General features: G+C 51.4%; 12 protein-coding genes. All 12 read left to right on the top strand.

Going from position 1 to position 12900, the window contains the following annotated elements; translation table 11 throughout:
• Positions 1-137: 137 nt before the first annotated feature.
• Positions 138-716, top strand: a complete 579-nt coding sequence (locus OCV62_RS09190; protein ID WP_262586216.1) for an HD domain-containing protein — start codon at positions 138-140, stop codon at positions 714-716.
• Entirely contained in the window at positions 694-2157 is a 1464-nt protein-coding gene (locus tag OCV62_RS09185) for an aminotransferase class I/II-fold pyridoxal phosphate-dependent enzyme (protein WP_262586214.1), read from the top strand. The genes OCV62_RS09190 and OCV62_RS09185 overlap by 23 nt, the downstream gene beginning before the upstream one ends.
• 13 nt (positions 2158-2170) lie before the next feature.
• The gene (gene pyk, locus OCV62_RS09180) at positions 2171-3592 is read left to right on the top strand and encodes a pyruvate kinase (RefSeq protein ID WP_021915206.1); all 1422 of its coding nucleotides are present in this window, start codon (positions 2171-2173) and stop codon (positions 3590-3592) included.
• 172 nt (positions 3593-3764) lie between these two features.
• Complete coding sequence (gene glpK / locus OCV62_RS09175) at positions 3765-5276, top strand: glycerol kinase GlpK (protein ID WP_262586213.1); 1512 nt, start codon at positions 3765-3767, stop codon at positions 5274-5276.
• 15 nt (positions 5277-5291) lie between these two features.
• On the top strand, positions 5292-5888 hold the full coding sequence (locus OCV62_RS09170) for a nucleoside/nucleotide kinase family protein (RefSeq protein WP_021915204.1): 597 nt from the start codon (positions 5292-5294) through the stop codon (positions 5886-5888).
• Position 5889: 1 nt separating this feature from the next.
• Positions 5890-6882, top strand: coding sequence for a DNA polymerase III subunit delta' (gene holB / locus OCV62_RS09165; RefSeq protein ID WP_021915203.1), 993 nt, complete (start codon positions 5890-5892; stop codon positions 6880-6882).
• A gap of 21 nt (positions 6883-6903) precedes the next feature.
• The gene (locus tag OCV62_RS09160) at positions 6904-7827 is read left to right on the top strand and encodes a PSP1 domain-containing protein (RefSeq protein WP_118497427.1); all 924 of its coding nucleotides are present in this window, start codon (positions 6904-6906) and stop codon (positions 7825-7827) included.
• Positions 7820-8572, top strand: a complete 753-nt coding sequence (locus tag OCV62_RS09155; RefSeq protein WP_262586205.1) for a tRNA1(Val) (adenine(37)-N6)-methyltransferase — start codon at positions 7820-7822, stop codon at positions 8570-8572. Before OCV62_RS09160 ends, OCV62_RS09155 begins: the two co-directional genes overlap by 8 nt.
• The gene (locus OCV62_RS09150) at positions 8553-10175 is read left to right on the top strand and encodes a putative glycoside hydrolase (RefSeq protein WP_262586203.1); all 1623 of its coding nucleotides are present in this window, start codon (positions 8553-8555) and stop codon (positions 10173-10175) included. Before OCV62_RS09155 ends, OCV62_RS09150 begins: the two co-directional genes overlap by 20 nt.
• Complete coding sequence (rsmI, locus tag OCV62_RS09145; RefSeq protein ID WP_021915199.1) at positions 10172-11008, top strand: 16S rRNA (cytidine(1402)-2'-O)-methyltransferase; 837 nt, start codon at positions 10172-10174, stop codon at positions 11006-11008. The genes OCV62_RS09150 and rsmI overlap by 4 nt, the downstream gene beginning before the upstream one ends.
• Positions 11009-11104: 96 nt before the next feature.
• Complete coding sequence (acpP, locus tag OCV62_RS09140) at positions 11105-11338, top strand: acyl carrier protein (RefSeq protein WP_021915198.1); 234 nt, start codon at positions 11105-11107, stop codon at positions 11336-11338.
• 334 nt (positions 11339-11672) lie between these two features.
• Entirely contained in the window at positions 11673-12878 is a 1206-nt protein-coding gene (locus tag OCV62_RS09135) for a MalY/PatB family protein (RefSeq protein ID WP_262586199.1), read from the top strand.
• Positions 12879-12900: the final 22 nt, after the last annotated feature.

Raw genomic sequence — 12900 nt, 5'->3', positions numbered from 1 at the left:
TTCACGGTTTGTACGTAGTAAGTAAAGGCAAAATGTGGTATACTATAAAACTGTAAAAAAGCGCTGTTTTATGAAAAAGAGCAAGTGCCGACAAAAGAACGGCATAGATTCGTGTATCGGCACAGGAAGGCCGGAATATGACGAAGGACGAGCGCAAAGAGCAGAAGCGCAAAGAAGCTTTCCGGAAATGGGCACGGCAGCATGCAAAGCTGCGCAGGAATCTGAGAAAGCATGGTGGGGACATTCTGCAGTCCGGCAACTTTAAAAGCACCAATAGCTTTATCCAGCACGGAAGCGTGTCCGTGCACAGCCATTCGATCCGCGTAGCGGAATGCAGCTTAAAGCTGGAAAAATTTCTTGAAAAACTTGGCATCCACTGTCACGAACGGGATTTGGTCCGGGGGGCGCTGCTTCACGACTACTTCCTCTATGATTGGCATGACAAGTATTCCCACGAAAAGCTGCACGGCTTTCACCATCCGCATGTTGCGCTGGAAAATGCGAGTCGGGAGTATCAGCTGACGCCGCGGGAACGGGATATTATCCGGAAGCATATGTGGCCGCTGACTCTGTTCCACATCCCGCGCTGTCGGGAGGCATGGGTCGTGACGACTGCGGATAAATACTGCTCCTTGAAGGAGACGCTTCTGGAGCGCAAGGGGCGTAATAAGAACAGAAAGAAATCAGAAAACAATGACGCAGAGGACACTGGCTGAGAGTCTGGCGGCTTATGCAGACAGCGATTACTATCCCTTTCATATGCCGGGACATAAACGGCGGCTTACAGAGACGCTGCCGGATTTTCCGGAGGCGCTGCAAAGGGCGGCGAGGCTGGACATTACAGAGATCGACGGATTTGACAATCTGCACGATCCCGAAGGAATTTTGAAAGACGCGGAGGAAAAGGCGGCGGCGCTGTATGGTGCGGACAGCTGTTACTACAGTGTCAACGGAAGCACGGCAGGGCTTCTGACCGCAATTTCAGCAGCAGTGCCGGAGGGTGGAAAGCTGATTCTGGCGCGCAACTGCCACAAGGCGGTTTACCACAGCATTTATCTGCGGCGGCTGACGCCGGTTTATCTGTATCCGGATATCGTGCCGGGGACATCCCTGGCAGGCACGCTGACAAAGGAACAGATCGAAGCTGCGCTGATTCAGAATCCGGACGCATCTGCAGTGCTTTTGACCTCTCCGACCTATGACGGAATCACGGCAGATATTGCGTCGATTGCAGAGACCGTTCACCGGTTCGGGAAGACTTTAATCGTAGATGCCGCCCACGGAGCACATTTCGGATTTCATCCGGGATTTCCCAAAAGTCCGGTCGCACTGGGGGCAGATCTGACGATCGTAAGCCTTCATAAGACGATGCCGTGCCTGACACAGACCGCACTCCTGTTGCAAAAAGGCAGCCGGGTCAGTACGGAACGGCTCCGGCTGTTTGAAGGAATTTATCAGACGAGCTCGCCCTCCTATCTGATGATGGCGGCGATGGATTCCTGTATGGACATGGTGAAAAAACATGGCGCAGGACTGTGGGACAGCTTTTTTACGGAAAGAGAACGTTTTCTGGAACGCTGCAGCAGTCTGAAACGGCTGCAGGTTTTGACGGACGGCACGAAATGGAGCCGGAAAATGACGTCAGAAACCGGTTTTTTGATGGATTCCGGCAAAATTTTATCAGAAACTTCAAAAACATGTTTGACCGGAAAGCGTTTTTACGATATTCTTTTAAAGCAATATCATTTGCAGATGGAAATGGCGGCCGGAAATTATGTGACCGCGATTATGACCTGTTGTGATACAGCAGACGGTTGGCAGCGTCTGTGGGACGCCCTGAAAGAGATCGATGATTTCTGTGTCGCCGCGGACGAGCCGGTACAGGAAAACCGTAAGCTGCTTGCGTATCCGGTTTTAAAACAGCAGATCAGTCTGACGGATGCGCTGGATGCGCCAAAAGCGCAGATGCCGCTTACAGAAGTGGCAGGACAGACAGCTGGTGCGTTTATCAATCTGTATCCGCCCGGAATTCCAATTGTGGCGCCCGGGGAACAGATCACGCAGGAAGCTGTCGATGTGATTACGCGTTACAGGCAAATGAATCTCCCGGTTCAGGGAGTTGATCATGATGCCATAACAATACTCAAATTATGCTAAAAGGAGATTTACAATGAGAAGAACCAAAATTATCTGCACAATTGGTCCGTCGTCTCAGGATGAAGACATGCTTCGTAAGATCATTCTGGCCGGCATGAACGTGGCGAGATTCAACTTTTCCCACGGCGACTATGAAGAGCATGGACTGAAGCTTGAAAGAACCAGAAAGATCAGCCGTGAGCTGAACCTTCCTGTTGCAGTACTGCTTGATACAAGAGGTCCTGAAATCCGTCTGCGCGACTTTGCAGAAGGCAAAGTAGAATTAAAGGCAGGCCAGAAGTTCACTCTGACCACCGAAGAGATCATGGGTACCGCAGAGCGCGCAACCATTACCTATAAGAACCTGCCTCAGGATGTTAAGCCTGGCGATTCCATCCTGCTGGATGACGGTCTGATCGGTCTGAAGGTTGAAGAAGTGCAGGGCGACACAGAAATCGTCTGCACCGTTATGAACGACGGCCCTATCTCCAACCACAAGGGCGTTAACGTTCCCGGCGTAAAATTAAACCTGCCCTTCATCGATGAGAAGGATCACGCAGATATCGTTTATGCTTGCGAAAAGGGCTTCGATTTCATCGCAGCTTCCTTCGTAAGAAGCAAAGAAGACGTACTGCAGATCCGTGAGATCTTAAAGGAGCACAACTCCAAGATCCAGATCATCTCCAAGATCGAGAGCCTGCAGGGTATTCAGAACCTGGAAGAGATCATCGAAGTTTCCGACGGTATCATGGTAGCCCGTGGCGATATGGGTGTTGAGATCCCGATGGAAGAGGTTCCGATCATCCAGAAGAGAATCATCAAGCTGACAACTGCAGCTGGTAAGAACGTTATCACTGCTACACAGATGCTGGATTCCATGATGAAGCATCCCCGTCCGACCCGTGCAGAGGCAACCGACGTTGCAAACGCTATCTACGATGGCACAACCGGTATCATGCTTTCCGGTGAGACAGCAAACGGCGATTACCCGCTGGAAGCTGTTCAGACTATGGTTCGTATCGCAGAGCGCGCAGAAAAGGATATCGACTATGTAGGCCGTCTGCAGAAGACTGGTGCAAGACTTCCTCAGGAGCAGGATACAACCACTTCTATCTGCCACGCAACCTGCACCGTTGCTACTGACCTGAATGCAGCAGCAATCATCCCGGTATCCATGTCTGGCTTTACTTCCGGCATGGTAGCACGTTTCAAACCTAACTGCCCGATCATCGCATGCACAACCAGCCGTCTGGTATGGCGTCAGATGAACCTGCAGTGGGGCGTAACTCCTCTGCTGATCGCAGAAGAGAACACTGCAGAGGATCTGTTCCGTGAAGCAGTTAAGGCTGCAGAGAACGCAGGTCTGATCAAGAAGGGCGACAAGGTTGTCCTGACTGCAGGTATGCCTCTGGGTATCCCCGGCAGAACTAACATGCTGCGTGTTGTAGAGGTTTAATAGACAATAACATACTGCCGCACTGAAGAGGTTCAGCGCGGCAGTTCTGTTTTTACAGGAAGAAAAATTTCGGAGGAGGGGTTTTCTTTCTGTAAAAGCAGGACTGCTGCAGCTTACAGGTCCAAAGGTACAGACAAGACAGATGCAAAAATACGATACAGGGGGTACGGGTATGCAGAAAGCGAAGAAGTACGTCATGGCACTGGATCAGGGAACGACGAGTTCCCGTTGTATTTTGTTTGACAGGAGCGGAAAGGTATGCTCTGTTGCGCAGAAAGAGTTTGCACAGTATTATCCCCAGCCGGGCTGGGTAGAGCACAATCCGATGGAAATCTGGTCGTCCCAGCTTTCCGTAGCGGTCGAGGCGATGGGACAGATCGGCGCGGAGGCGGACGATATTGCGGCAATTGGCATTACGAATCAGCGTGAGACGACGATCTGTTTTTCGAAAAAGACCGGAAAACCGGTTTATCCGGCGATTGTATGGCAGTGCAGGCGGACAGCGGATAAGATCGACGCGCTCAAAAAGGACGGTTTTGACAAAGTGATCCGGGAACGGACGGGACTGATTCCGGACGCTTATTTTTCCGCAACGAAAATCTGCTGGATTCTGGAGCACGTGGAGGGCGCGCGCCAGATGGCAGAGGACGGAGAGCTTTTGTTCGGCACTGTGGACACCTGGCTGATGTGGAACCTGACCAAGGGACAGGTGTTTGCGACGGATTATACCAACGCATCCCGGACGATGCTGTTTGATATCCACAAACGGCAGTGGGATCCGGAAATTCTGGATTATTTTCAGATTCCGAAAAGCATGCTTCCGGAGGTTCTGCCGTCGAGCGGGATGTTTGGCGTGACGGAGGAATCCGTGATCGGCGGGGAAATTCCGATTGCAGGAGCTGCGGGTGACCAGCAGGCGGCGCTGTTCGGACAGTGCTGTTTTGATGCGGGCGAAGCCAAAAATACATATGGAACCGGCTGCTTCCTTTTGATGAATACGGGCGAAAAGCCGATTGAATCCCAAAACGGACTGCTGACGACGATCGCAGCGAGCGGCAAAGACGAGGTGCGTTATGCGCTGGAAGGAAGCGTTTTCGTGGCAGGCGCTGCGCTGCAGTGGCTGAGGGATGAGATGCGGATGTTAAAGAGTGCGCCGCAGTCGGAGGAATATGCGTCGGCAGTGGAGGATACCCAGGGCGTATATGTTGTGCCTGCATTTACCGGATTAGGTGCGCCTTACTGGAATCCGTATGCGCGCGGGATAGTGACCGGGCTGACGAGAGGAACTTCGAAGGAGCATTTTATCCGCGCCGTTTTGGAATCGCTTGCCTATCAGGCGGAGGAAGTCATCGAAGCGATGGAAAAGGACTCTGGAATCGAGCTGAGGGCCCTGCGTGTGGACGGCGGTGCGAGCGCTAACAACTTTTTGATGCAGTTTCAGGCGGATATGCTGCAGAAGCATGTGCTGCGCCCGGAATGTATCGAGACGACCGCACTGGGAGCCGCTTATCTGGCGGGACTTGCGGTCGGCTTCTGGAAAGATAAGGACGATATCCGAAGCAACTGGGCACTGGAGCGTACCTTTGCACCGGTAATGGAGCCCAAAGACCGCGACAGACGTTTAAAGGGCTGGAAAAAGGCAGTCCGTGCGGCGCTGTATTTCGCCAATGACGAGGAAGAGTAAAAGAAGTAAGCTGTTATGGGAAAAATCTATTATATTATGGGAAAAAGCGCCTCCGGAAAAGATACGATTTACCGGAGATTGATGGAAGATAAAACGTTTGCGTTTCACACGCTGGTGCCGTATACGACAAGACCGATGCGGAGTACGGAAGTAAACGGCAGAGATTATTTTTTTACAGACGAAGCAGGACTGTCCCGGCTGCAGGAAGCGGGCAGGGTAATCGAGCTGCGTTCGTATCAGACAGTGCATGGAATCTGGAATTATTTTACGGTAGACGACGGGCAGGTGGATCTGGCAAACGATAGCTATCTGTTGGTGGGAACGCTGGAATCCTACCGGAAAGTCCAGGCTTACTACGGTTTGGAACAGGTAATTCCGATTTATGTGGAGGTCGAGGACGGACTGAGACTGTCCCGTGCCGTTGAACGGGAACGGGCGCAGAGGGAGCCGAAGTATGCAGAGCTGTGCCGACGGTTCCTGGCGGATGAAGCGGATTTTTCCGAAGAAAAGCTTTCCGAAGCGGGAATTGTGAAAAGATTCCAAAACGACGATCTGGAACGTTGCCTGCAGGAGATTTTCAGGGAAATTACGAAATTGGAAGGAGATGAGTGACATGGCGGGATTTCAGGATATTATCGGGCAGGAACAGATCTGCGAGCATCTGCAAACTGCGCTGAAACTTCAGAAAGTATCGCATGCCTATATTATCAACGGAGAACGCAATTCCGGTAAAAAATTTATCGCGCGGATTTTCGCCATGGCGCTGCAATGTACCGGAGAGGGGGAAAAGCCCTGTCAGGTTTGCCGTTCGTGCAGACAGGCACTTTCGGAAAACCATCCGGATATTATCCGGATTACGCATGAAAAACCGAACAGCATCGGTGTAGAGGATATCCGCACGCAGGTCAATAACGATATGGGAATCAAGCCCTATCAGGGACCTTATAAGGTTTATTTGATTGAAGAGGCGGAAAAAATGACGGTTCAGGCGCAGAACGCGCTGTTAAAGACGCTGGAGGAGCCGCCGGAATACGGCGTGATTATTCTGATGACGTCGAGTCTCGAAGCACTGCTTCCAACGATCCAGAGCCGGTGCGTGCTATTGAATATGCGTCCGGTACGTGATGAGCTGGTGCAGAAATACCTGATGGAGCAGCTGCAGGTGCCGGATTACCGGGCGAAGCTGTGTACGGCGTTTGCGCGCGGGAATATCGGACAGGCAAAGCTGCTTGCATCGAGCGAGGACTTTGACCGGGTGCGGGAAGAGGCGGTGACGCTGCTCAAATATATTAACGAGATGGAAATCACGGAGCTGGCAGCAGCAGTCCGCAAGATTACGGAGTATCAGCTCGACATGACGGATTATCTGGATATCATTTCCGTCTGGTACCGCGATGTACTGATGTTCAAGGCGATGAATGACGCAAATCACTTGATTTTCCGGGAAGAAATACAGTATATTAAAAGGGTGGCTGACAGAAGCTCCTATGAAGGATTGGAAAAAATTCTGGACGCCCTTGAAAAGGCAAAGGCGAGACTGCGTGCAAATGTCAGCTTCGAACTGACGATGGAGCTTTTGTTTTTGACGATTCAGGAGAATACCTGAACATGGAGGTAGATAGATTAGATGGTAAAGGTAATTGGCGTAAGATTTCGGACAGCGGGCAAGATCTATTATTTTGATCCGCTGAACTTTCAGGTAAAAAGAGGCGACCATGTCATTGTAGAGACTGCCAGAGGGGTAGAGTACGGTACGGTAGTCGGTTCCCCCAGGGAAGTTGAGGACGACAAGGTTGTACAGCCCTTAAAGCCAGTGCTGCGCGTGGCGACAGAGCGCGACGACGAGCAGGAAGCCGGAAATAAGGCAAAAGAAAAAGAAGCGTTTAAGATCTGTCAGGAAAAAATCCGCAAGCACGGTCTGGAAATGAAGCTGATCGATGCGGAATATACCTTTGACAACAATAAGGTTCTGTTCTATTTTACGGCGGACGGACGTGTGGATTTCCGCGAGCTGGTAAAAGACCTTGCAGGCGTTTTTAAAACGAGAATCGAGCTGCGCCAGATCGGCGTGCGCGACGAGACGAAGATTTTGGGCGGAATCGGCATCTGCGGCAGAGTGCTTTGCTGTCACAGCCATCTGTCCGAGTTTATTCCGGTTTCCATCAAGATGGCGAAGGAGCAGAACCTTTCCCTGAATCCGGGCAAAATTTCCGGCGTGTGCGGAAGACTGATGTGCTGTCTGAAGCATGAGGAGGAAACCTATGAGGAATTGAACCGCCGTCTGCCCAATACCGGCGATTATGTGACAACGGACGACGGCTTAAAGGGCGAGGTTTCCTCTGTCAACGTCCTGCGCCAGCTGGTCAAGGTGCTGGTTGAGGTCAACGACGAAAAGGAACTGCGCGAATATAAGGTAGAGCAGCTGAAATTCCGCCGCAGACAGCATGGACGCGGACGCAAAAACGGTGAGGGCGACGAGAAAGAGATGAAAGAACTCGAAAAGCTCGAACGCCAGGAGAAGAAGGAAGGAAAATCAAAGCTGGATGACTGACCGGACAAATTTGTTAAAATCAGGCGAACGGATTGACGATCTGCAGAGAAACGGGCTGAAAATCATTCAGGACCCGGGGAGATTTTGCTTCGGAATGGACGCGGTGCTCCTTTCGGGTTTCGCTTCTGCAGGCATCCGGCAGGGTATGCGTGTACTGGATCTGGGAACCGGGACGGGGATTATTCCGCTGCTGCTGTCCGCAAAGACGCAGGCGGAGTCCCTGTGCGGTCTGGAGATTCAGGCAGACAGTGCGGATATGGCGAGGCGCAGCATTGCCATGAACCATCTGGAGGATCGGATTTCTGTCATACAGGGAGATATCAAAGAAGCAGATAAGCTTTTTGCGGCTGCTTCTTTTGACGTTGTAACGTCCAATCCGCCATATATGATCGGGCAGCATGGTCTGACCAATCCCGAAGCGCCGAAGGCGATTGCGAGACATGAGGTTTTATGTACCTTTGAGGATATCGCAGCGCAGACGGCGCGGCTGCTTGCACCGGGAGGAAGCTTTTATCTGGTGCATCGCCCGTTTCGGCTGGCAGAGCTGATCGTCACCCTGTCGAAATATAAGCTCGAGCCTAAAAGGATGCAGCTGGTGTATCCGTATGCCGACCGCGAGCCGAACATGGTGCTGCTGCAGGCGGTGCGCGGCGGGAAACCGCGGATGACGGTGGAAAAGCCGCTGGTGATCTATAAAGAGCCAGGTGTGTATACAGAGGAGATCTATGGAATTTATGGGTATTAAGGGAGACCGCCCGGAGGGTGCAGCGGACGGACAGTTTTGTACCAGGCGCAAGTGCCGTCGATTGCGCTGCGGTGTTCTGGCAGCAGTGCTTGCGGCAGGGCTTTGCCTGAGCGGATGCCAGGGAAAAAATGTGGAAACGATGGCAGCGTTTGCGAAAAAGGAAGGAGCAGAGGACGGCACTGGAGCCGCAGACAGCGTAGACGGCGAGTTCGGGATGTCGAACGAGTCTGGGGCTGAAACCACTGTGGACGGCGACACAGCTGCAAATCCCGGCGCGAGTACAGACAGTGTAGAGGATGCAGCCACCGTTAAAGAGCTGAATCGCGTCAAGGTAAAGGGCATTTATGTCAGTGGCCCGATGGCGGGCACGGCGGGAATGGACAATCTGATTGCGCTGGTCGATCGTACAGAGTTAAACGCGCTCGTCATCGACGTCAAAAATGACGACGGGTATCTGACCTGTGAGCTGGATGTGCCGCTGGCAGAGCAGATCGGCTCTGAGAAGCACTATATCAAAGACCTTCCGGCGCTCGTGCAGACCTGCAAAGAAAAGAACATTTATTTGATTGCGCGCGTGGTTGCGTTTAAAGATCCGATTCTGGCGGAAAAAATGCCGGAGTGGAGCTTACATAACAGCGACGGAAGCATTTTCCGGGATAAAAGCGGGCTGGCATGGGTCAATCCTTACCGCAAAGAAGTCTGGGAATATCTGGCATCTGTCGGGGAAGCGGCGATAAAAGCCGGATTTGATGAAGTACAGTATGATTATGTGCGTTTTTCGACAGACAGCCGGATGAAGCAGGTAGATTTTGGCGACAGTACGAAGGGAAGAACGAAAACCGAGGCGATCAGCGGATTTACGCTGTATGCCTCGGAGAGAATCCACGCGGCAGGCGGACGGATTTCTGCAGATGTTTATGGTGTTGTGATCGACAGTGAAGAGGATCAGCAGATCGTAGGACAGAACTATGTGGAAATGTCCAGGTCACTGGATGCGATCAGCCCGATGATTTATCCGTCGCATTATGGACCGTATAATTATCAGATTCCGGTTCCGGATGCACAGCCATACGACACGGTGCTCGCAGCGATGCAGGCATCCAAAATGGTGCTGGCCGGGCTTGATCCGAAGACCGGGAAGAAGCCGGTTTCGGCGGATGTGAGTGGGAATGATGCGGTGGACGCAGCGATTGTAGGCGGGGAAGCGGTCAGCGGCAACAATGCGGCGGACGCGGCAGCAGACAGCCAGAGCACGTCCGGCACAACCGCAGTTAGCGGTAACGACGCTGTGCAGAATGCAGAGAACGCGCAAGCTGCAGATGGTGCGCAAGCCGCAGAGGACGCGGCTGCGAAAACCTTTGCTCTCAGCAAAGAAGAGATCGCCCAGCTGGACCCTACGACCGGCGTGCAGGCGACGGTTCGTCCATGGCTGCAGGATTTTACCGCGACATGGGTAAAGGGGCATATTTCCTATGGCCCGGAGGAAATCCGCGCGCAGATTCAGGCGGTCTACGATGCCGGATATGAGGAGTGGATTCTCTGGAATGCAGCCAACCGCTACACGGAGGGCGGACTGCTGACACAGGAGGAAGAGGAACAATGACGGGAATTTTATATTTGTGTGCGACACCGATCGGCAATCTGGGCGATATGACACCCCGCGTGGTGGAAACGCTGCGCAGCGTGGATCTGATTGCGGCGGAAGATACGCGAAACAGCCTGAAGCTGATGACGCATTTTGAAATTCATACTCCTATGACAAGTTATCACGAATATAATAAAGTGGAAAAAGCATATACGCTGATTGCAAAGCTACAGGAGGGACAAAATATTGCGCTGATTACGGATGCGGGGACGCCAGCGATCTCCGATCCGGGCGAGGTGCTCGTGCGGATGTGTCTGGAAGCAGGAATCCGGGTGACGAGCCTGCCGGGTGCGGCTGCATGCATCACGGCGCTCACGATGTCGGGGCTTTCGACCAGACGGTTTTGCTTTGAAGGTTTTTTGCCGCCGGATAAAAAAGAGCGCACCGAAATCCTGGAGGATTGCCGGGAGGAGAGCCGGACGATGATTTTTTATGAAGCGCCCCATCATCTGAAAAAAACGCTGCAGGAGCTTGCGGCGGTGCTGGGCGACCGGAAAATTACGTTATGCCGTGAACTGACAAAGCGGTTTGAAACGGTGATGCCGACGACGATTTTTGCCGCGACGGACTATTTCGAAACGAACGATCCGCGGGGAGAATATGTCCTTGTGATCGAGGGAAAAAGCTACGAGGAAAAGAAGCAGGAGGCACAGAAAAACTGGCTGGAAATGCCGGTGGAGGAACATGTTGCACTGTATGAAAGCCAGGGCTTTGACCGGAAGGAAGCCATGAAAAAAGCGGCAAAAGACAGGGGCGTGAGCAAGCGCGACATCTATCAGAGCCTGCTTTAAAAAATACCGGAAAACAGTTGACAACTGATAGGATGGATAATATACTTTGAATGTCAATTCACTGAAATATGATTTGGAATTAAAGGAGATAGTATTATGTTAGAGAGAATCGCAGGCATTATTCGCGAGCAGCTGAATCTGGACAATGTTGAAATTACAGAGGAAACCTCTTTTAAAGATGATCTGGATGCAGATTCCCTGGATCTGTTTGAACTGGTTATGGCATTTGAAGAAGCTTACAATGTTGAGATCCCTTCCGAAGACCTTGAGAAGCTGGAAACCGTCGGCGATGTTATGGATTATATCAGAGATAAAGAAATCGACGCTTAATTTACGATAGAGATTATGAACAGGGAAAACGGGCTGTTTTGTCGAAAGACAGGCAGCCCGTTTTAGCATGGCAGAAAAATACGTGGCATGGAAAATGTCAGCGCAGGCGTGGACTACAGTAGAGCTTTTGCGTACGTTTTGCGCTCGCTTGACATGGCACTGCAAAAGGAATATGCTTAAACCACTGGGAAAGGCAAACAGGGGAAGTGCGATTTTTTGCAGATAAAAAGGAGGAGCCGATTATGGAATTCAAGGGATGCAAAAAGTCGACGCAGCCTGAGACAGGCAGAGGCCGGACAGAATTTTACAATTCATTCAGGAGAGAAGAAGAAACATGAAGTACGATTTTACATCAGTGATCGACAGAACGGGAAAGGATTCCAGCGCATGGGAAAACATTCCGGTGCCGAATGCAGAGATTGCAGAGGGTTTTGACCGGATTCCGATGTGGGTGGCGGACATGAATTTCCAGACAGCGCCGTCTGTCTGCGAAGCGATTACGAAGCGTCTGGAGCATCAGGTGTTCGGATATTTCAATCCGTCCGAGGAATATTACAACAGCATCATCAATTGGCAGAAGGTCCGCAACGGCGTTGAAGGGCTGACAAAAGAAGCGATCGGTTATGAAAATGGCGTGCTGGGCGGTGTTGTCGCCGCGCTGCAGGCATTTTCTGCACCGGGCGAGGCAATCCTGGTTCATTCTCCGACGTATACCGGATTTACCAGCGTCCTGAACAATAATGGACGCCGGGCAGTACATACCGAGCTGAAACGGGATGCAGAGGGTATCTGGCGGATGGATTATGAGGATATGGATAAAAAGATCAAAGAAAACCATATTCATCTGGCAATTTTCTGTTCTCCCCACAATCCGAGCGGACGTGTCTGGGAACGGGAAGAAATTGAAGCTGCGATGGAGGTTTATCGTAAAAACGACTGTATCGTTATTTCGGATGAGATCTGGTCAGACCTGACACTGGGCAATCGTCAGCATATTCCGACACAGACGGTTTCCGAGGATGCAAAAAACAGAACGATTGCAATGTATGCGCCGACGAAAACCTTTAATCTTGCCGGACTGATCGGTTCCTATCATATTGTATACAACCCGTATCTTCGAGATCGGATGAACAAGCAGACCTCACTGTCTCATTATAACAATATGAACATTTTTTCCATGCACGGACTGATCGGTGCCTACAGTAAGGATGGTCAGGAATGGGCGGATGAGCTGAAAGCTGTACTGACAGAAAATATGGAATGGGCATATGATTTTATCACGAAAAACTGGGATGGTGTAGAGCTTGCAAAGCCGGAGGGCACTTATATGCTGTATCTGGATTGTCATAAATGGTGTGAAGCACATCATAAGACAATGGATGAGCTACTGCAGGCAGGTGTTAAAGTCGGTGTTATCTGGCAGGACGGCAGAGCATTTTTCTACCCGGACAGCATCCGGATGAATCTGGCGCTGCCATTTTCGAGAGTGCAGGAGGCCTTTCATCGTTTGGATAAATATGTTTTTAGGGCAGAAGCATAAAGGAACAAAGTAAGGCATAACG

This window comes from Gallintestinimicrobium propionicum, from assembly GCF_025567525.1.
GTDB classification, from domain to species: domain Bacteria; phylum Bacillota; class Clostridia; order Lachnospirales; family Lachnospiraceae; genus Gallintestinimicrobium; species Gallintestinimicrobium propionicum.
Note: the sequence above shows the minus strand (reverse complement) of the source record. Positions and strands in the feature narration are given on the sequence as shown.